The sequence below is a fragment of the Ruegeria sp. HKCCA4812 genome, assembly GCF_013034245.1.
In the GTDB taxonomy this organism is placed as follows: Bacteria; Pseudomonadota; Alphaproteobacteria; order Rhodobacterales; family Rhodobacteraceae; genus Ruegeria.
Map to the genome: position 1 here is coordinate 1,085,294 of NZ_WQFQ01000001.1, position 19,045 is coordinate 1,104,338.

General features: G+C 58.4%; 18 protein-coding genes. 13 read left to right on the forward strand and 5 right to left on the reverse strand.

Features of this window, described 5'->3' with window-relative positions; genetic code table 11:
* Positions 1-649 precede the first annotated feature (649 nt).
* From GOW04_RS05450 to GOW04_RS05460, 3 genes are all read left to right on the forward strand, one after another.
* A complete protein-coding gene (locus tag GOW04_RS05450) occupies positions 650-2,086 on the forward strand; it encodes a DegQ family serine endoprotease (protein WP_171231774.1) in 1,437 nt (478 codons plus the stop codon).
* A gap of 180 nt (positions 2,087-2,266) precedes the next feature.
* Positions 2,267-2,947: a response regulator transcription factor gene (locus GOW04_RS05455; RefSeq protein ID WP_171168480.1), complete on the forward strand. Its 681-nt coding sequence runs from the start codon at positions 2,267-2,269 to the stop codon at positions 2,945-2,947.
* Positions 2,940-4,310: an ATP-binding protein gene (locus GOW04_RS05460; protein ID WP_171231775.1), complete on the forward strand. Its 1,371-nt coding sequence runs from the start codon at positions 2,940-2,942 to the stop codon at positions 4,308-4,310. The genes GOW04_RS05455 and GOW04_RS05460 overlap by 8 nt, the downstream gene beginning before the upstream one ends.
* Here the strand turns inward: GOW04_RS05460 and GOW04_RS05465 are convergent.
* From GOW04_RS05465 to GOW04_RS05475, 3 genes are read right to left on the reverse strand one after another with little or no spacing between them, the layout of a single operon-like run.
* Positions 4,307-4,774, reverse strand: coding sequence for a CYTH domain-containing protein (locus tag GOW04_RS05465; protein ID WP_171231776.1), 468 nt, complete (start codon positions 4,772-4,774; stop codon positions 4,307-4,309). The genes GOW04_RS05460 and GOW04_RS05465 overlap by 4 nt on opposite strands.
* A complete protein-coding gene (locus GOW04_RS05470; RefSeq protein WP_171231777.1) occupies positions 4,771-5,526 on the reverse strand; it encodes a ParA family protein in 756 nt (251 codons plus the stop codon). The genes GOW04_RS05465 and GOW04_RS05470 overlap by 4 nt, the downstream gene beginning before the upstream one ends.
* 3 nt (positions 5,527-5,529) lie before the next feature.
* Positions 5,530-7,050, reverse strand: coding sequence for a CHAD domain-containing protein (locus GOW04_RS05475; RefSeq protein WP_171231778.1), 1,521 nt, complete (start codon positions 7,048-7,050; stop codon positions 5,530-5,532).
* Positions 7,051-7,355: 305 nt separating this feature from the next.
* On the opposite strand from GOW04_RS05475, the gene GOW04_RS05480 reads away from it, so the two are divergent.
* The gene (locus GOW04_RS05480) at positions 7,356-7,703 is read left to right on the forward strand and encodes a TfoX/Sxy family protein (RefSeq protein WP_171231779.1); all 348 of its coding nucleotides are present in this window, start codon (positions 7,356-7,358) and stop codon (positions 7,701-7,703) included.
* Positions 7,704-7,756: 53 nt separating this feature from the next.
* Here GOW04_RS05480 and ndk read toward each other — a convergent pair whose 3' ends face one another.
* Together ndk and GOW04_RS05490 are read right to left on the reverse strand one after the other, a co-directional pair.
* On the reverse strand, positions 7,757-8,179 hold the full coding sequence (gene ndk / locus GOW04_RS05485; protein WP_068334875.1) for a nucleoside-diphosphate kinase: 423 nt from the start codon (positions 8,177-8,179) through the stop codon (positions 7,757-7,759).
* A gap of 114 nt (positions 8,180-8,293) precedes the next feature.
* Positions 8,294-9,496, reverse strand: coding sequence for a multidrug effflux MFS transporter (locus GOW04_RS05490; RefSeq protein WP_171231780.1), 1,203 nt, complete (start codon positions 9,494-9,496; stop codon positions 8,294-8,296).
* Between the two features lie 106 nt (positions 9,497-9,602).
* On the opposite strand from GOW04_RS05490, the gene GOW04_RS05495 reads away from it, so the two are divergent.
* From GOW04_RS05495 to metG, 9 genes are all read left to right on the forward strand, one after another.
* On the forward strand, positions 9,603-11,453 hold the full coding sequence (locus GOW04_RS05495) for an ABC-F family ATP-binding cassette domain-containing protein (protein ID WP_171231781.1): 1,851 nt from the start codon (positions 9,603-9,605) through the stop codon (positions 11,451-11,453).
* Entirely contained in the window at positions 11,450-11,839 is a 390-nt protein-coding gene (locus GOW04_RS05500) for an ACT domain-containing protein (RefSeq protein WP_152457747.1), read from the forward strand. Before GOW04_RS05495 ends, GOW04_RS05500 begins: the two co-directional genes overlap by 4 nt.
* A gap of 2 nt (positions 11,840-11,841) precedes the next feature.
* On the forward strand, positions 11,842-12,459 hold the full coding sequence (locus tag GOW04_RS05505; RefSeq protein WP_152457746.1) for a MarC family protein: 618 nt from the start codon (positions 11,842-11,844) through the stop codon (positions 12,457-12,459).
* A 42-nt stretch (positions 12,460-12,501) separates the two neighbouring features.
* A complete protein-coding gene (locus tag GOW04_RS05510; protein WP_152457745.1) occupies positions 12,502-13,083 on the forward strand; it encodes a TIGR02281 family clan AA aspartic protease in 582 nt (193 codons plus the stop codon).
* 48 nt (positions 13,084-13,131) lie between these two features.
* Positions 13,132-13,752, forward strand: coding sequence for an ImuA family protein (locus GOW04_RS05515; RefSeq protein ID WP_152457744.1), 621 nt, complete (start codon positions 13,132-13,134; stop codon positions 13,750-13,752).
* 62 nt (positions 13,753-13,814) lie between these two features.
* Positions 13,815-15,029 carry a CynX/NimT family MFS transporter gene (locus GOW04_RS05520; protein WP_171231782.1) on the forward strand — a complete coding sequence of 405 codons (1,215 nt, stop codon included), beginning with the start codon at positions 13,815-13,817 and terminating at the stop codon, positions 15,027-15,029.
* Complete coding sequence (locus tag GOW04_RS05525) at positions 15,026-15,622, forward strand: YceI family protein (RefSeq protein ID WP_171231783.1); 597 nt, start codon at positions 15,026-15,028, stop codon at positions 15,620-15,622. The genes GOW04_RS05520 and GOW04_RS05525 overlap by 4 nt, the downstream gene beginning before the upstream one ends.
* Before the next feature lie 81 nt (positions 15,623-15,703).
* Positions 15,704-16,924, forward strand: a complete 1,221-nt coding sequence (locus GOW04_RS05530; protein ID WP_171231784.1) for an MFS transporter — start codon at positions 15,704-15,706, stop codon at positions 16,922-16,924.
* Positions 16,925-17,214: 290 nt separating this feature from the next.
* On the forward strand, positions 17,215-18,960 hold the full coding sequence (metG, locus tag GOW04_RS05535; RefSeq protein WP_171231785.1) for a methionine--tRNA ligase: 1,746 nt from the start codon (positions 17,215-17,217) through the stop codon (positions 18,958-18,960).
* The last annotated feature ends 85 nt before the right edge of the window (positions 18,961-19,045 follow it).

The following is a 19,045-nucleotide window of genomic DNA, read 5'->3' on the forward strand; positions in this document are numbered from 1 at the left end:
GACTCCCAAACAGCCAAACCTAAACAAGACCCCCTCGTTAACACGCCGCTATCACTTTTGGTGATCGAGTTAGCCGCCAGCGCCCCCTAGCGCTTTTGGCTCCCCTCACTTGGGCACCTTCATCCTCACTTATCCGATCGCTCGAAACAACGTAAAATTGGAAGGAATGGTTAATTTGGGTCTTCTACGAATGGCTTTTACGCAACATCGCGCGAGACTAGGATCAACTTAAAGGAGACTCGTCAAATTCTGAAAGGGTAGCGATTCGTGATTAAGCGCAAACTTATTCACCGATATCCGCACTCGATAAGATTTTTAGTGTGTCAAGCCATGCCTCACACAGACCCACCCACAACCATTGGAAGAGCAGCTTTTTTCTCCATCATTCGGAAGGATGATTGTCAACAAAACAAAACAAATTCAATATTTTTGAAAGTTTGACGCCATTTTTAGCAACAATCCTCCGATTCGCTCTGGTGCGGATCGGTGAAATTCCGCGAATCCCGATCGACGTCGACCGCAACCCAACACCGGCTTTGTGGCAAAATTAAGATTTATTAATTGATCAGTCAGGAAACGCCAATTCTGAGCAGGCATCTGTTGTCTCAACGCGCAGCCGCAACTGCGCGACGATAATCAGGAGACACAAATGAGCATCCGCAAATCCTCGCTTCTACTTCCCCGCACTTCCAACTGGGTGGGTGTCAGCGCGCTCGGCGCGGCCCTACTGGCAACGACGGCTATACCGTCCATGGCGGACGAGGCATTGGCCGATCTGGTTGAGACCGTTTCACCCTCGGTCGTAACCATCATCGCTGAACAAGATACAGCGCCGACCCCAACCCAGGGGCAAAACTTTGACTTCGAAGGACACCCTTTTGGTGAATTCTTCAAACGCTTCGGCGGCCCCGAAGGGTTCAACATGCCGCAACGCGGCCCATCCCAGGGCCTGGGTTCGGGATTTGTTCTGGACGAAGCCGGATACATTGTCACCAATCACCATGTCGTCGACAATGCCTCGACCGTGACCGTAAGGCTCAGCGATGACCGTACCTTCGAAGCCGAAGTGGTCGGAACGGACCCGTTGACGGATATCGCGGTTCTGAAAATCGACGCAGGAACTGACCTGCAAGCCGTAGAGCTTGGCGACAGCGACGAGATCCGCGTAGGTGAAGATGTGGTAGCCATCGGCAACCCCTTCGGCCTGAGCTCGACCGTGACCACAGGCATCGTTTCGGCAAAAGGCCGCAACATCTCGGAAGGCCCTTATGCCGAGTTCATCCAGACAGATGCAGCGATCAACAAAGGCAACTCGGGCGGTCCCCTGTTCAACATGGATGGCGAAGTGGTCGGTGTGAACTCGGCCATCTATTCACCCAGCGGTGGTTCTGTGGGGCTTGGATTTGCTGTCACGTCGAACATCGTTGAACACATCACGGCCGATCTGCGGGATGACGGACAGGTGAGCCGCGGTTGGCTGGGCGTATCGATCCAGAACGTTAGCCCACAACTTGCGGCGGCGCTGGGAATCGAGGCTTCCTCGGGTGCGCTGGTGTCTGACGTGGTTGCCGGCAGCCCGGCAGACGGCGCCCTGAAGCAGGGAGACGTTATCCTGAGCTTCAACGACGATGCCGTGGAGTCCAGCGGTGACCTGCCCATCCTTGTGGGTACGACCAAGGTCGGCACCGACAGCACTCTGACCGTTTTGCGTGACGGCAAGATGGAAACTGTGACCTTGACGGTTGGCCAGCATCAGGCCGCATCGACCGAGGCCGACAAACCGGTCGAGGCGGAAGTTGCGGGAACAACACTGGGTGTGACCGTGGCCCCCCTGACCGAAGCGGTTCGGGCAGAAAATGGTGTTGCTGAAACCGTCGAGGGCGTTGTCGTCACCGACCTGAAGCCCGACAGCCCTGCGGCAAAGGCCGGCCTGCAACGCGGCGATGTGATCGTCAAGCTCGGCAATCAGGACACTGTCACTCCGGATGCTTTGAAGGCTGCGCTGGACAGTGAAAAAACCGATCCTGCCCTGGTGCTGATCAACCGTGGCGGCAGCCAGATTTTTGTCGCGGTCGAACTGGCCTGACCTTGAACATGCGTGCGCCGCTTGATGGGGATTTTCGGCGCACGCCTCACCCGGCGGATCAGAGTTGTCCACTATCCGCCGGGCTTGCCGGGTGCCGGCCCAGCACCCGGCAAGAACTTCTTCTAACCATATGCTTTAGTTAAAATTTGTGTTTAAATATCAAAAGAAAGGATCCCGACCATGAGCCGCCGTCTGTTGATCGTCGAAGATGATGCTGACACCAGGGACTTCATCGCCAAAGGTTTTGGCGAAGAGGGGTATGTGGTCGAAACCGCGGCTGACGGTCGTGAGGGGTTGTACCATGCCACGGACGGTGGGTTTGACGCCATTGTTCTGGACAGGATGCTGCCCGGTCTGGATGGGCTGTCGCTGATCAAGTCGATGCGGGCCGCCGGTTTGAAAACTCCGGTTTTGATGCTGACGGCGATGAGCGCCGTGGACGAAAGGGTCAAGGGGCTGCGCTCGGGCGCTGACGATTATCTGGTCAAGCCGTTCTCGTTTCAGGAATTGCACGCCAGAATCGAAGCCCTTTTGCGTCGCCCTCAGGAATCCGAAGAGTCGCCGACATTGACTTGCAAAGACCTTCAGATGGATTTGCTGACCCGCAAGGTCACACGCGACGGGCACGAGATCACCCTGACACCGCGTGAGTTTCAGATTCTCGAGTTTTTCCTGCGCCGCAAAAACCGCGTGGTGTCGCGCACCATGTTGCTTGAAGGCGTTTGGGATTATCATTTTGACCCAAACACCAACGTCGTGGACGTGCATATTTCGAAGTTGCGGCGCCAATTGGACGAAGGCGGTGACGCGCCATTGATTGAAACCGTCCGCGGAGCGGGTTACATGATGTCCGATGGATAACCTTCGGCTTTCCCTGAACAATTCCCGCACAAGGCTGGTTGCAACCAGCATGTTTCTGAGCACGATTCTGACGGCGTCTGTACTCGCCATCGTCTATGTGACCGCCAATCGAAGCATCGAGGCCGAAACCCGCTCGGTCGTATCAGCCGAGTTGACAGGGCTTGCGGATGAATACGAAAGGCGTGGGCTGATAGGTTTGATCACTGCAATTGAGCGCCGTTTGCCGAGTGCCGCCGAGCGGGACGCGCTGTATCTTTTGACAGACAGGTTGGGGGTCAAACTTGTCGGCAATCTCAAGTCTTGGCCGGTGAACATTGCCGCTGGAAGCGGTTGGGTGGACTTGGAATTGCGCCGGGCCGACAATGATCAGCTTGTGCCGGTTTCAGCTGCATCCATCCGCCTTCCGGGCGGCGAGCGCCTGCTGGTTGGACGGGATGCAGCGTCGCGCCAGCAATTCGACAGGGTTTTGTTTCGCTCGGTTGCGTTGGCGCTTGGGATTGCTTTGGTTCTGAGCGTCATCACCGGCTGGTTGTTCACGCGTTTGGTGTTTTCGCGCCTTTCGGATATCGCCAGTACGGCCGAGAATATCGTTTCAGGCGATCTGTCAAAACGGATGCCGCTGCGCGGAACCGGGGACGAATTCGATCAGGTTTCAGGCACATTGAACAACATGCTTGACCGGATCGAGGAGTTGATAAGCAACCTTCGGACCACATCTAATTCGATTGCACATGATCTCCGCTCACCTTTGTCTCGTCTGCGGCAAAGGGTCGAGGCCCTCTCTGAACCCGACAAAAGCGACTTGGATCGCGAGATCGACATTGCGCGGGCGACGGGTGAAATCGATCACGTCCTGCGGGTTCTGGGGCAGCTCACCGAAATCTCTCGGGCCGAGGCCGGCCTGGGGCGCGAGCAATTCGAAACCATCGATTTGCAGCAACTTGTTGGTGATGTTGTCGAGCTTTATGACCCGGTCGCCGCCGATCAAGGCGTGCAGCTTGAAGTCAAGGGTTCCGCCCCGGCCATTCAGGGGCACCGGCCCCTTCTGTCGCAAGCTCTTTCCAATCTGTTGGAAAACGCAATGCGTTACGCGCCGGAACATACTGCAATCACGATCTCGATCGGTACTCGCGACGGTTTCACCCAACTGAGCGTCAGGGATCGTGGCCCCGGCGTGCCGCCGAAAGAACTGGATCGCCTTCAGCTTCCTTTCGTGACACTTGACCCCGCGCGGACGGAACGGAATGCGGGTTTGGGCCTGGCTCTGGTGGCCGCAATCTCACATATGCACGGCGGAGAATTTGCCGCCCGGAACTGCGACCCCGGGCTGGAAACCACGATCAATCTTGCACAACTGCGTTAATCCGGAACACCGTGTATCGCCATGGTCTTGTTCTTGTAATGCCTGTCGTCGGTGACATCCGCGCCGAACCAATCCGGTGGCACGTATCCTTTGGCCTGCTCCTCCGAGGTGAACTCTACCTCGACCAGACGCAACGGTGCCAGATCGCCTGAAAAGACGTCCAGCTCGAACAGCAGACCATCGGGCAAATGGCCGGTGTAGCGCTCTTTTTCAACCCTGCGCCCTTCGGTTTCCGGCCAGAAGGTTTCGAACTGATCCGCGGTGATCTCTGCCTCTCGTTCTACCCGGACCAGGCCGCCAACCCCTTTCAAGGTCAGGAAATACGCATCGTTCTTTTGCCTCAGCCGAAGCTCGGTGGAATCGTCGGGGGCCGTCAGATAACCCTGCCTTACGACGGCTTTTTTCGCTTTGCTCAGGTCCGGCAGGCTTGAAACCAGAAACTTGCGCTCGATTTCCTTGCTCATTGGTTCGAAATCACTCCTTTTTCCAGCTCTTCAAACAGCGACCTGTAAGACGCACAGGCCGCACTGCGCCCGGCATAGGTACAGACCGGGTCACGATACTGACCCATCTTTTCAATATCCGCAGCGAAAGGAACCACCGCCTGCAAAAACCGTTTCGGATACAGCTTGCGCATCGCCTTCATGGTTTCCTGATGCAAAACCTTCCGGTGTTGCACCATCGAAAAAAAGGCGCGCAGCTTCTTCTGGCGCAGCTTGTGTTGTTCAAAAAAGCTTACCAGCTGATCGAAACTCCGCTCGGACAGGGTTGTCGGCATGACCGGCACGACGATTTCATCGGCAGCTTTGAAGACATTCTCGGACAAAGTTGAAAAGTTGGGCGGGCAATCCAGAATGATCACGTCATAGTCGCTGCCCGCGGCCATCAAAGCTTTTTTCAGCCGCGAGCGTTTGTTCCGCATCCGCGACAGGAACACGTCGAAGTCGCGAAAGGTCAGGTTCGCCGGCAGCACGTCCAGCCCTTCGAAATCACTGGCCCGGATCGCCTTGATAAACCGCGCCACATCCTCGAAAAACCGCGCATCCTTCAGTTTTTTTGATGGCTTCACCCGAAAGTAGAACCCTGAAGCGCCCTGGGGGTCGAGATCACACAACAGCACCTGTTGCCCCGCCTGCGCATAGGAATAAGCCAGGTTCACCGAAGTGGCGGTTTTGCCAACACCGCCCTTGTTGCTGTAACAGGCAATGATCTTCATTCCTCACTCCTTTTGTCGGTGAAACAAGTTCTGAAACAGGTGCCGGGTATCTGGACCGTCAAACTTCTGAAAGCTGGCAATCACGCGGCTCCGCTCGGCCTTTTGGCGCTGATCCAGAACCGCAATCAATCCCCCAACGGCCAGGCCCATCCGCGCATCCACATGGCCCCGCGTGTCGCTGTGCTGCGCGACAAAAGCCGTCAAGGACTCTTGCTGGACAGCGCAGTCGTTGAACACGCCCAGATTGTCCTGGAGCTTTTTCAATGGCTTGATGATGTTCTTGAAGCTCTTTTCATCGAACAGAGGCCCAAAAATCTCCATCAGATAACGCAGTTTCTTGCAATCAATACGAAGGTCATGCACGGTTTCGTCCGGAGTTTCGTCGGTGATACCGCGTGCGATTTTGCAGGCCTTGCGATACCGTTTCCAGATCAATGCGCACGCGTATTCATGTGCTGCGCGTTTCGCGTTAGATCCGGGCGTAAGGTGATCCGTTCCGTTAAACATCGCCGTCAGATCGGACATACGGGCGTCGTATTCGTCACTGCGCAACCGGCGGGACAAGCGTGACAGTTCCTTGGCGCGCTCCATCTCGAAAAGGTTGAACATCTCTTGCAGGCCCGCGTGAAGACTGGGCGGTACCAGACTGAAGTATTTGTCTTTTTCCAGAAGGTAGACATCCAGATCACGCATACGTCCGGTGGCGGCCATGAGATCGGAAAAGACACGCTTCAATTGCGCTGTCTGCGCGTCTGAAAAAACGCCTTTGAACAGGCTGATCACGGATCGGACCTTTCGCAATGACACCCGGTAATCATGCAGAAACTCTGTGTCGATATCGGCTATAACCCCATATTCGTTTTGCCGGGCAACTTGCAGATATGTTTGAATGATATCTGCCGCGACCTGAATAGATGGCTCAGCTTTTCCCAACTTGATCTCTGGCTTGGCGCGATAGGCGGCCATGCCCGGGAAAAGTCCGGCACAAAGCGCTTCGACACCCGGTCCGCCCCCGGACAAGGCGGAAAACGCGGTGTTCACTTTTTGAAATTCTTTCTGATATCCCCGCAGCCGCTGAAGCTGAACGATTGCTGCCTGACCCGTCTGCGAAGACAGGCACCAAACCGTTCCCCTGACCAGTGTTTTCTCCAGCTCATCCAGTACGACGAGGGGTTTCGTCTGAATCTCTCCGGTTCCGATCTGCATCAGCGCACGCAGTTTGGGGAAACCCTTCAAAGCCGCTTTCACCGGACCCTGCGGCAGGTCTTGAACAAACCGCCCCTGCCCCTTGCAGCGTTGAGACAGCGGCGCACGGCCATTCTGGAAAAGCCACAGTGTTTCTGCGACCTCAACCAGAACACGACCTGAATTCCGCAACGATTGATCGTGACAATCCAAAAGCACGAAAGATCTCGATTCCGTTGGTGGGCCGATCCTGATTGCAAACCCGGGAATGAGCTTTTCAACATGCGCTTTGTCAATGGATCGGGACAGAATGCACTGAACACCTGAAGGTTCGGTCATGATCCACCAATCCGGGGCGTTTTCAGGTGTTCAATGACACTTGTCTCAACGATCTTCTGCACGCTGGTTCCTTCTTCGACGGTTCTGATCCTTCATCACGTTCAGCGTATTCGGCTTTTACCTTGGTCAGCAGTTTGTCTGACCCTGGGCCGACCCGCGTTTGGTATCTGTTGGCTTTTGAAACCCGGACCGCCGAGGCAGCATGACTTCATGAGAGCGGAAACACCAGAAGACAGCAAGACATTATGTTTCGCCAACGCGCAAACATGGGTGACAGACCCCAGAGGTACAATTAAGACAGGCTCATGAGCGATCCAGTTTCTTCGATCCGCAACCTTGGACCGGCTTTCGAGCAGGCCTGCGCGCGTGCTGGCATCCACTCGGCTGATGAACTGCGACAGCTGGGACCGGATGAAGCCTACGCCCGGCTTTTGCGGGCTGGTACCAAAGCACATTTCATCGGCTACTATGTTTTGGTGATGGGGCTTCAGGGACGCCCCTGGAATGATTGCAAGGGTGAAGAGAAAAAGAAGCTGCGACAGCGTTTCGACGCGATCAAGGCCGGCAACAGCGCCGCGCCGGAAAACCGGATGGTTGCCGATCTGGATGCCATCGGGGTTCGGGTTGAACCCAAAGATCTAAAGCAGGTCTGAACAAAAAAGGCCGCTCCTGGCGGAGCGGCCCGATCTTTCGGCAAAAAACCGGCTTAGCCGACCAGTTCGATGCCCGAGAAGAAATATGCGATCTCAACAGCCGCGGTTTCCGGTGCATCCGAACCATGGACCGAGTTTTCGCCAACCGATTCAGCAAATTCCGCGCGGATGGTGCCCGGTGCTGCGTCCGCCGGGTTGGTTGCACCCATGACTTCACGGTTCTTCGCAATGGCACCTTCGCCTTCCAGAACCTGAACAACGACCGGAGCCGACGACATGAATTCGCACAGTTCGTCATAGAACGGACGCTCGGCATGTACTTCGTAGAACTTGCCGGCTTGTTCCTTGGTCATGTGGATGCGCTTCTGCGCAACGATACGCAGCCCGGCTTCTTCGAACTTGGCGTTGATCTTGCCAGTCAGGTTGCGACGCGTTGCGTCGGGTTTGATGATCGAGAATGTACGTTCCAGTGCCATGTCGGCCTCTCCTTACAATGTGGCGCGGGTCCGCGCCGAAATCCATCGCGCGCCGCGTACCACGGTCTTTCGCTCATGAAAAGTGTTATGATGGTTTGCCTGCCGCTTTGGCGCTCAGAATGTATCCGGCAAAGGGTCTACCCGGTCCAGACGCCGAACGTAAAGCACTGCAAGCAAACCTGCAAAACTGCTGGCCCACATCATGCCCAGAACCAGAAACGGCCCGTTTTCAGGGCTGACAAACGCACCCGTCATCGAGGTCAGGATCGCGCCAAGCCCGACCACCATCGCCCCGGACAACCCTGCCGCGCTGCCTGCCAGTTTGGGTCGCACGGACATGACCCCTGCCGAAGCGTTTGCATTGGTCAGTCCATTGCCGAACCCAACGCAGATAGCCGAACCGAAGAATACCCAGACTGACCCCAGCCCGGCGATGAACAGAAGCACTCCGCAGAATGGCCCGGTCGAAGCCACAACGCGGCCGATCAGGATCATTGTGGTCAGACGTGTCCGTGCCGCGATCCGACCAGTAACGAAGTTACCGACCATGAACCCGCCTGTTATGATACCAATCCCAAGTCCCAACATGGCAGGGCTCAGATCAAACCATGCGGCAGCCACCAATGGCGCGCCGGTGATGAAGCTGTAGAACCCACCAATCGAAAACGATGCGCATAAGGCATAGCCCCAGAATCGGCGGGCGCGAAACAGATCCGGATACTCGCGCAATTGGGCTGTAAAAGTTGAAGAGCGGTTTGTATTGGTCTCGCCCATGTCGAACCAAAGCAAAACCAGCACCCCTGCCCCCAGTACCGTGTAAAGCACAAATCCTGAACGCCAGCCAAAGAGCATATCCAGCCCGCCGCCCAGCATAGGCCCAAGCATCGGTGCCAACGCCATCGCCATCGCCACATACCCCAGTTTGCTGGCTGCCTCGTTCGGTGGATACCGGTCTCTGATCGACGCGCTGGACAAAACCGACCCGGCCACCACGGCAGCCTGCACAAGTCGAAAACCCAGGAACACCCAGATCGACTCGGCCAACGTGCAACCGATTGAGGCGACGACGAAGATCGTCATGCACATCAACAGGATCGGCCTGCGCCCGAAGCGATCAGACAGCGGCCCCATGATCAGTTGCAGAACGGCTGACACCGCCAGATACCCGGCAACCGACAGGTTCATCAGGCCGTAATCCACACCGAAATCCGTACTCATGTGGGCCAAAGACGGCAGGAACATGTTCAGTGACAAAACCGACAGTGCCGTGGCAAAAATCAGAGTGACCAAGTGCGGAGGTGTACGGGCCGCGCGCATGTGAAAACCGTTCCGAATAGCAAACGACACAGCGCTATCACATTGCTTAAAGATTGAACATGCCGAGCCGCTGGCAGTGGCAACACAGCTCTGCTAAGAGCGCCCCATGTTACGGATCGAAGACATCACTTATGCCGTTGAAGGTCGCCCGTTGTTTGACGGCGCAACCGCGACGATTCCCGATGGTCACAAGGTTGGCCTTGTCGGTCGGAACGGAACCGGAAAGACCACGCTGTTCCGCCTGATCCGGGGCGAGTTGGCTTTGGAATCGGGAAATATCTCGGTCCCGAAACGCGCTCGGATCGGTGGCGTGGCGCAAGAGGTGCCCTCCTCTGACGTCTCGCTGATCAATACGGTTCTGGCCGCTGATACCGAACGCAGTGCGTTGATGGCCGAGGCCGAAAGCGCCCAAGACCCGATACGCATCGCTGAAATTCAGACACGTCTGGCCGATATCGACGCCTGGTCCGCCGAGGCCCGCGCAGCTTCGATCCTCAAGGGGTTGGGCTTTGACGACGAAGACCAGCAGCGCCCCTGTTCGGATTTCTCGGGCGGCTGGCGGATGCGCGTTGCGCTGGCGGCGGTGCTGTTTTCTCAGCCCGATCTGCTGCTGCTGGACGAACCGACCAACTATCTGGACCTCGAAGGCGCGCTGTGGCTGGAAAGTTATCTGGCCAAATATCCGCACACTGTGATCATCATCAGCCACGACCGCGGCCTTCTGAACCGCGCCGTGGGGTCGATCCTGCATCTGGAAGACCGCAAGCTGACCTATTACGCCGTGCCCTACGATAAGTTCGCGGAACGCCGTGCGGAACGGCTGGCACAGGCGGAATCGGAAAACGCCAAGGCCAAGGCCCGCATCGCACATCTGCAAAGCTTTGTGGATCGGTTCCGCTACAAGGCCTCGAAGGCCGTTCAGGCCCAGTCGCGCCTGAAGATGATCGAACGCATCCAACTGGTCTCGACCCCGCAAGAGGCCGCCCTGCGCGCCTTCAGCTTTCCGGAACCCGAGGAACTGTCGCCACCGATCATCCAGATCGAAGGCGGCGTCACCGGCTATGGCGAAACCGAAGTGTTGCGCCGCCTGAACCTTCGTATCGATCAGGATGACCGTATCGCGCTGTTGGGCAAGAACGGACAGGGCAAGTCGACCTTGTCCAAGCTACTGTCGGACCGGCTGCCCCTCATGGCGGGCAAGATGACCCGAAGCAACAAGCTGCGCATCGGGTATTTCGCACAGCATCAGGTGGATGAGCTTTACGTGGACGAAACGCCGCTGGACCACCTGCGCCGTCTGCGCCCTGACGAAGCACCGGGCAAGTGGCGATCGCGACTGGCCGGGTTCGGGTTGAATGCGGATCAGGCGGAAACCGAGGTCGGGCGCCTGTCGGGCGGACAGAAAGCGCGGCTTTCACTGCTGCTCGCCACGATCGACGCGCCCCATATGCTGATCCTTGACGAGCCGACCAACCACCTTGACATCGAAAGCCGCGAGGCGCTGGTCGAGGCGCTGACGGCTTATTCCGGCGCGGTGGTTCTGGTGAGTCACGACATGCATCTGCTGAGCCTTGTCGCCGATCGACTCTGGCTGGTTTCGGACGGTACGGTCAAACCTTTCGACGACGACCTTGAAGCCTATCGGTCCCTGCTGCTGGCGCGCGAAAGACCCGTCAGGGAAAAGCCCCGGGCGGTCAAATCGAAACGCCCACCGCGCGAGACGATACTGGCCTTGCGTGCGGATCTGCGCAAATGCGAGGACCGGATCGAAAAGCTGACGGAAATGCATGACAAACTTTCGACCAAACTGGCCGATCCGGCGCTGTACGAGGACGACAGGATCAACGACCTGGAAACCTGGAACCGCAAGTTCACAGAAGTCACCGAGGCCATGCAAAAAGCCGAGGCATTGTGGGTCGCGGCCGCCGAACGGCTTGAACGGGCGGAAACCGCATGAGCACGCCCATCACGGACACCAACGCCATGATCGCGGGTATGCATCCCGACTTGCAGCCCGGTGAATTTGCCTTTGTCGTATGGCCTGAAGACAAACCCTGGCCACAGGGGACGCGGGCCAGCTGCGCCGAGGCCGAAGGGCTGTCTCTTGTCGTCCCGATCGCTGCGGCACCGAAAGATGCCGTCGCGATGCGGTGCATCACGTTGCAGGTTCATTCCTCGCTGGAAGGTGTTGGTTTGACCGCCGCCGTTTCCAGCGCGCTGGCACGGGCCGGCATTCCCGCGAACATGGTCGCGGGGTATCACCACGATCACGTCTATGTCCCATCGGGTTGTTCGCAGGATGCCCTGCGTATCCTGCAAGACCTGCAACGGAGCAGCAGATAACAATGGACAGTGCATTTCTGATTACCGCGTTCACAACGCTTTTCGTGGTCCTTGATCCGCCCGCGCAAACGCCGATCTTCGTGGCGCTGACACAGGGTATGGACTGGCACACGCGCCGGTCCATTGCCATTCGGGCCTGCCTGACGGCGGGTTTCATCCTGGCCCTGTTTGCCGCCTTTGGCGAAGCCCTTCTGGGGTTTGTTGGCATCTCGATGGAAGCGTTCCGCGTTGCAGGAGGTGTCCTGCTGTTCCTGACCGCGCTGGATATGCTGTTTGAACGCCGCACCAAGCGACGCGAAAGCAGCGCCGAGGAAGAGGAACACCCGGACCCGTCCGTCTTTCCCCTGGGCATCCCGCTGATTGCAGGCCCCGGATCGATTGCAACGATGATTCTGCTTGCGGGCCAGCAGCCGGGCATTCAGGGCCTTGCTATTGTCATCGGTGTGATGCTGGTTGTGCTGGCAATGGTCTTCGTGATGTATCTGACCTCTGGCGCGGTCGCGCGGGTTTTGGGCAAGACCGGGCTGAACGTGTTGACCCGGCTGCTGGGGATGTTGCTTGCGGCCTTGTCGGTGCAGTTCATTCTCGATGGCCTCAAGGCCTTTGGTTTTGCGTCTTAAACCCCCATATATGTAACGTGCAATTTGAGTGGGGTGAACCCTGTGGACAGCGTCGATATCGGACAACTGGTCTATCTGGTCGTGCTTGGGCTGGCCGTCGCGTTCTGGTTCGTTTCGCAAAACCGCCAGTCCCTGAACAAGACGTTGCAGCAGGTGATGGCCTGGGTGTTCATTTTTGTTGGCGTCATCGCCGTCATCGGCCTGTGGGAAGACATCCGGTCTTCGGTTGGCCCTGCCCCGCAGATGACCGTCACCGGCAACGCGATCGAGGTGCCTCGTGCCTATGATGGTCATTATTACCTTCCGGTTTTGGTGAATGGTGAGCCGATCAACTTTCTTGTCGACACCGGCGCCAGCCAGATCGTTCTCAGTGCCCGGGACGCAGAACGTGTAGGCATCGATCCCGATCAACTGAACTATTTCGGCCGCGCCCTGACCGCCAACGGCGAGGTGCGCACGGCGCCGGTGCGGCTTGACACCCTGACCGCAGGCCCCATTACCGACCAGAACGTATCGGCCTGGGTCAATGAGGGCGAGCTGGATAAATCGCTTTTGGGGATGGAATATCTGCATCGTTTCTCGAGCGTGCAATTTGCAAATGGCAAGTTGATCCTGTCTCGTTGACGGCCCTGACCACTTGAGAACAAAAGTGGAACATGCTAGCATTCCGGCATGTCCACTCAACTTCTTGGCCACAAAACTGCGCGTCAGGCGCCGGGGGTAAAGCTCCATCCGCAGATCACCCTGGAACTGGGCCGCGTGCACGAGGCATGCGGCCCCGCCCGGCGCAGCTTTGCCATGTGGCTGGCCAGTCAGACGCAGGGGCCGGTCTTGTGGATTTCCCCCGCCTGGGAACCCGGCCAGCTGAACCCCGATGGGATGATGGCCTTTGCCGATCCGGCCCGGTTCATTTTTGTTCATCCCACCCGTGCCGAAGATCTGCTGTGGTGCCTGGAGGAGGCGCTGCGCAGCGGGGCCATTCCGCTGATCATCGGCGACCTGCCCGGCGCACCGGGGCTCACGCCGATACGCCGGATGCATCTGGCCGCCGAACAGGGGGGTGCGATGGGGCGGGCTCCGCTTGGTTTGCTGCTGACACCCGGAGATGGCGGCGCGCAAGGGGTTGAAACGCGCTGGCACATGGCGGCCACCCATCGGGATGAGGCTCGGATCTGGGCTCTGACACGCCGCCGCGCCCGTGCCCTGCCCCCGGTCACATGGCAGGCCACCATGACCGCCGCCCGTGCCGGGTTACATCTGGAACGGATCGAAACCGAAGACACACCGGCATAAAGCCACACGGATCACGCAAGATGTGACTGGTCAAAACGCGGGCCGCGCCCTAGCGTCACCACATGAGCCATCCGATCCATGACAGCCGCTATTCCTGGCTTCGCCTTCTGATCACGCTCGCCATTGCAACAGTGGCGAATGTGGGCATGTGGGCCGTGATCGTGGTCATGCCCGCAGTCGAAGCCGAATTCGGGGCCGGTCGTGCCGAAGCCTCGATGCCGTACACTTTGGCGATGATCGGTTTTGCCCTGGGCAACATGTGGCTGGGGCAGGTGGTGGACCGGCTGGGCGTCACCAGCGCCCTGATCGGAGCAGCCGTCTTGAGTGCGCTGAGCTATGTGCTGGCAACGCTGGCACCGAGCATAATGTTGCTATCCGCGGCGCATCTCCTGCTGGGGCTGGGCACATCGATTGGGTTTGGCCCGCTGATCGCAGATATCTCACATTGGTTCATGAAACGGCGCGGCATTGCCGTCGCGTTGGTCGCCAGTGGGAATTACCTGTCCGGCGCCATCTGGCCCACCATGCTGTCCGGAATTCTGGCGCGGGATGGGTGGCAACAGGTCTATCTGACGCTCGCCGTGCTGACGCTTGTCGTCGTCATTCCCCTGTCGCTGCTGCTACGCCGCAGGGTTCCGGTCGAGGCACACAGCACCGCCGCAGCATCCGCCCAAATCAATGCACGAAGTGTCGGTGTGTCACCGCGCGCGCTGCAATATATTCTGGGCCTGGCCGGGATCGGTTGTTGCGTCGCCATGTCGATGCCACAGGTTCATATCGTCTCCTATTGCGTCGGGCTGGGATATGGGCCCGCGGTCGGGGCCGAGATGCTGTCACTGATGTTATTGGGTGGTGTTGTCAGCCGGATCATCTCGGGTTTGTTGGCAGATCGGCTTGGCGGGGTCCTGACGCTTTTGATCGGTTCGCTCCTGCAATGTATCGCCCTGTTCCTGTTCCTGCCCTACGATGGAATGGTGTCGCTTTATGCCATCAGCCTGCTCTTTGGTCTGGCACAGGGCGGCATCGTGCCCAGCTATGCGTTGATTGTCCGCGAATACATGCCGCCGCAAGAAGCTGGTGCGCGGGTCGGGTTCGTCATGATGATGACCATTCTTGGCATGGCACTCGGTGGCTGGATGTCAGGATGGATCTACGACCTCACCGGAAGCTACCAACTGGCGTTCGTGAATGGCATCTTTTGGAATGGTCTGAACATTGCGATCGTTCTGATGCTGCTCAGAAGATCCCGCCCCACACGGGAAAGCGTCATGGCATGATCCTTCTGACCCGTCGCAACCTGCTAGCCGGGCTGGCAACCCTGCCCCTGACCCAGGCGGCACAAGCCGCATTGCGGCCATACATCCTGTCGGATGAAGGCACCCGGGTCGGGTTCACGTTTGATCTTGCGGGGGTGACACAGTCAGGGACGATGCCGATCCGGACCGCCGATGTTCAGATTGACACAGGTCGGCTACAGAACAGCCAGGTCACGGTGACACTGGACGTCAGCAAAGCCAGAACGCGGCTTCCCTTTGCACGTATGCCCATGCTCAGCCCCAGCGTTTTGGACGCGAAGCAGCACCCAACGATCCGGTTTGTGTCAACGGACATACAGCTAGGCGCGGAAGGGCGAATATCAGATGGCGCACGGATCACGGGTAATCTGACGGTCCGCGGCGTGACCCGCCCGATCACGTTGGAGGCCAATCTGTACCGGCAGGCAGGAAGTGCAGTGAACGATCTGAGCCGCCTGACCATTGGCCTGAAGGGCGCCCTGAACCGGCACGACTTCGGAGCTTCGGGCTATCCTGACCTGGTTGACGACACTGTCGGCCTGGACATCCGCGCCGAGATCATCCGCGCGACCTGATCGCCGAACGGCAAAAAAACGACTCGCTAAAGTCGAATTGATGCGCGCATTGTGCGGCGACCCTGCCAATCTGAGACCACCATGCGCACGATCATTTCATTTGCCGCCCTGTTTCTTTCGGTCATTCTGCTTCAGCTTTCCACAGGAGGCGTCGGGCCACTCGATGCCATTTCCGGCATCACGCTGGATTTCACGACCGAACAGATCGGTCTTTTGGGGTCTTCGCACTTTCTGGGGTTTTTCATCGGCTGCTGGTGGGCACCACGTCTGATGGGCAATGTCGGTCATTCGCGCGCATTTGCAGTTTGCACCGCGTTGGGCGCGATGGGCCTCATCGGACATACGCTGACCGAAAACCCATATATCTGGGCCGCCCTTCGTGTGGCCTCGGGCACCTGCGTCGCAGGCGCATACACGGTGATCGAGGCCTGGCTGAACGCGAAGGTCACCAATGAAACCCGAGGGCGTGCAATGGGAACGTACCGGATCGCGGATATGGGTGCGTCCCTGTGCGCCCAGTTGATTATCGCCGTTCTGCCCCCGGCCTCTTACGTTTCGTACAACCTGCTGGCGATCCTGTGCTGTGCGTCACTGCTGCCGCTGACGCTGACCAAAGCAAGCCAACCCAAAACACCTGACGCGCCCCGCCTGAAACCCGGGCTGGCTTGGCGCAGCTCACCCTTGGCCGTGGCTGGCGTGATCGTGGCCGCGCTCAGTTCGGCCTCGTTCCGAATGGTGGGTCCGGTTTACGGGCAAGAGGTCGGACTTGGCGTCGATCAGATCGCATTCTTCCTGGCCTCTTTCGTATTGGGTGGTGCGCTTGCTCAATACCCCGTCGGCTGGCTGGCTGACAAATATGACCGGCGCTGGGTGCTGATCTGGCTGTCGGCTGCCGCGGTACTCAGCTGCGGCGTCACCATGGCAGCCAGCGGCACCGGAACGATCGGGGTTATGTCGGCGGCCGTATTCTTTGGCCTGACAACCTTTCCGATCTTCTCGGTCTCATCCGCCCACGCAAACGACTTTGCCACGGCCGAAGAACGGGTGGAACTCTCGGCTGCCTTGATGTTCTGGTTTGCCTTGGGGGCAATTGCATCACCCTACATAACCTCGACCCTGATCCAGCAATTTGGCCCGGGTGCCCTTTTTGCCTTCGTGGCGTTCGGGCATGTCTTCTTGATCGTGTTTGGTCTGGCGCGGATGCGGTCACGCCCCACCCCCGAAGAGCGCACGAATTATGTTTACGCCCCGCGCACCTCATTCACGATTGGTCGCCTTCTGAAACGGTCGCGGGAAGAGTGAAAAACTGGGCACCCCCGCTGTTCTTTGAATGTCTTTTGTGATCACCCTGGCCTTTTCGGTCGGTTCGGTATGGAACAAGGACGGGGAACTGCGACTCGGATTCAAGGCGTTGGAGTCCCTCTGCTTGCCCCAAAGCTTTGGACATGTCCCCGGAACGCGATCCAGATCGTTGCGGCATCACGATTTTCGTTGCCTTCGGGGTCTAAATCGACAAGCAGGCCAAAGCCGGGCTTTTGCTGGGCGATCACATCATGTAGACGGGCGCGCAGACAGTTACGCGGAAACGGATCATGGCTCGGATTCTCATCACCTCGGCGATCCCCTACATCAACGGGATCAAACACCTCGGCAATCTGATCGGCTCGCAATTACCGGCTGATTTGTACGCGCGTTACCAGCGTGGCCGGGGGAACGAGGTCATGTTCCTGTGCGCCACGGATGAACACGGCACACCCGCCGAGCTGGCCGCCGCCAAGGCTGGCAAGCCGGTGGCGGAGTATTGCGCCGACATGTATGCGATTCAGGCCGATATCGCCAACCGGTTTGGCCTCAGCTTCGATCACTTCGGCCGCTCGTCCAGCGAGCAGAACAAGCGCCTGACCCAGCATTTTGCGGGCAAGCTGGATGACGCGGGCCTGATCCGCGAAGTCAGCGAGAAACAGGTGTATTCCAACGCCGATGGTCGCTTTCTGCCTGACCGCTATATCGAAGGCACCTGCCCCAATTGCGGCTATGATCGCGCGCGCGGCGACCAGTGCGAAAACTGCACCAAACAGTTGGATCCGACGGACCTGATCGAGCCGCGCTCGGCCATTTCTGGATCGACCGATCTGGAAGTGCGCGAGACCAAGCACCTGTATCTGCGTCAATCCGCGATGAAGGACAAACTGGATGCGTGGATCGACAGCAAGACGGACTGGCCGGTCCTGACCACTTCGATTGCCAAGAAGTGGCTGCATGACGGCGACGGCTTGCAGGACCGTGGCATTACCCGCGATCTGGACTGGGGTGTACCGGTCAAGAAAGGCGATCAGGATTGGCCTGGGATGGAAGGCAAGGTCTTTTACGTCTGGTTCGACGCCCCCATCGAATACATCGCCTGCACCAAGGAATGGGCGGATGCCAACGGCAGGACCGATGCGGATTGGGAACGCTGGTGGCGCACCGACAGGGGCGCGGACGACGTGCGCTATGTCCAGTTCATGGGCAAGGACAACGTGCCGTTCCATACGCTGTCCTTCCCGGCCACCATCCTGGGCACCAACGCGCACAATGAAGAGACCGGATCACCCGAACGCTGGAAGCTGGTGGATTACATCAAGTCGTTCAACTATCTGAATTATGACGGCGGCCAGTTTTCGACCAGCCAGGGCCGTGGCGTGTTCATGGATCAGGCGCTGGACATTCTGCCTGCCGATTACTGGCGCTGGTGGCTGCTGAGCCATGCGCCCGAAAGCAGCGACAGCGAATTCACCTGGGAGAACTTCCAGCAATCGGTGAACAAGGACCTTGCAGACGTTCTGGGCAACTTTGTCAGCCGGATCACCAAATTCTGCCGCTCGAAATTTGCTGAGACCGTGCCCGAAGGTGGACAGTTCGGCCCCCGCGAGCAGGCCTTGATCGAAGAGCTTACCAAACGCGTCCGCGCCTATGAAGGCCATATGGAGGCGATGGAGGTTCGCAAATCCGCGCAGGAGCTGCGGGCAATCTGGGTCGCAGGAAATGAATATCTACAGGCCGCAGCTCCGTGGTCCACATTTAAAGAAGACCCCGAGCAGGCCGCTGCGCAGGTACGTCTTGGCCTGAATCTGATCCGGCTTTACGCCGTTCTCAGCGCACCGTTCATCCCCGACACCTCGGCCCGCATGCTGAGCGCGATGAACACGCTGGATACCAGCTGGCCCGATGATGTTGCCACCGCGCTGAACGCCTTGCCGTCCGGCCACGACTTTACCGTGCCAGACGTTCTGTTCGCCAAAGTAACGGATGAACAGCGCGAAGAATGGCAGGACAGGTTTGCCGGAGCCCGCGACTGATCGGTCCGGCGCATTGGACGCAGGGGGCTCGTTTCGGGCCCCTCTTGTTTGGGCCCCACGGCCACGTCAGGGCCTAAGCCAGCAT

What these genes read in the sequence shown, in the direction of transcription:
- GOW04_RS05450 (WP_171231774.1), top strand. Translation starts at nt 650, where the DNA reads ATGAGCATCCGCAAATCCTCGCTTCTACTTCCCCGCACTTCCAACTGG.
- GOW04_RS05455 (WP_171168480.1), top strand. Translation starts at nt 2,267, where the DNA reads ATGAGCCGCCGTCTGTTGATCGTCGAAGATGATGCTGACACCAGGGAC.
- GOW04_RS05460 (WP_171231775.1), top strand. Translation starts at nt 2,940, where the DNA reads ATGGATAACCTTCGGCTTTCCCTGAACAATTCCCGCACAAGGCTGGTT.
- GOW04_RS05465 (WP_171231776.1), bottom strand. Translation starts at nt 4,774, where the DNA reads ATGAGCAAGGAAATCGAGCGCAAGTTTCTGGTTTCAAGCCTGCCGGAC.
- GOW04_RS05470 (WP_171231777.1), bottom strand. Translation starts at nt 5,526, where the DNA reads ATGAAGATCATTGCCTGTTACAGCAACAAGGGCGGTGTTGGCAAAACC.
- GOW04_RS05475 (WP_171231778.1), bottom strand. Translation starts at nt 7,050, where the DNA reads ATGACCGAACCTTCAGGTGTTCAGTGCATTCTGTCCCGATCCATTGAC.
- GOW04_RS05480 (WP_171231779.1), top strand. Translation starts at nt 7,356, where the DNA reads ATGAGCGATCCAGTTTCTTCGATCCGCAACCTTGGACCGGCTTTCGAG.
- ndk (WP_068334875.1), bottom strand. Translation starts at nt 8,179, where the DNA reads ATGGCACTGGAACGTACATTCTCGATCATCAAACCCGACGCAACGCGT.
- GOW04_RS05490 (WP_171231780.1), bottom strand. Translation starts at nt 9,496, where the DNA reads ATGCGCGCGGCCCGTACACCTCCGCACTTGGTCACTCTGATTTTTGCC.
- GOW04_RS05495 (WP_171231781.1), top strand. Translation starts at nt 9,603, where the DNA reads ATGTTACGGATCGAAGACATCACTTATGCCGTTGAAGGTCGCCCGTTG.
- GOW04_RS05500 (WP_152457747.1), top strand. Translation starts at nt 11,450, where the DNA reads ATGAGCACGCCCATCACGGACACCAACGCCATGATCGCGGGTATGCAT.
- GOW04_RS05505 (WP_152457746.1), top strand. Translation starts at nt 11,842, where the DNA reads ATGGACAGTGCATTTCTGATTACCGCGTTCACAACGCTTTTCGTGGTC.
- GOW04_RS05515 (WP_152457744.1), top strand. Translation starts at nt 13,132, where the DNA reads ATGTCCACTCAACTTCTTGGCCACAAAACTGCGCGTCAGGCGCCGGGG.
- GOW04_RS05520 (WP_171231782.1), top strand. Translation starts at nt 13,815, where the DNA reads ATGAGCCATCCGATCCATGACAGCCGCTATTCCTGGCTTCGCCTTCTG.
- GOW04_RS05525 (WP_171231783.1), top strand. Translation starts at nt 15,026, where the DNA reads ATGATCCTTCTGACCCGTCGCAACCTGCTAGCCGGGCTGGCAACCCTG.
- GOW04_RS05530 (WP_171231784.1), top strand. Translation starts at nt 15,704, where the DNA reads ATGCGCACGATCATTTCATTTGCCGCCCTGTTTCTTTCGGTCATTCTG.
- metG (WP_171231785.1), top strand. Translation starts at nt 17,215, where the DNA reads ATGGCTCGGATTCTCATCACCTCGGCGATCCCCTACATCAACGGGATC.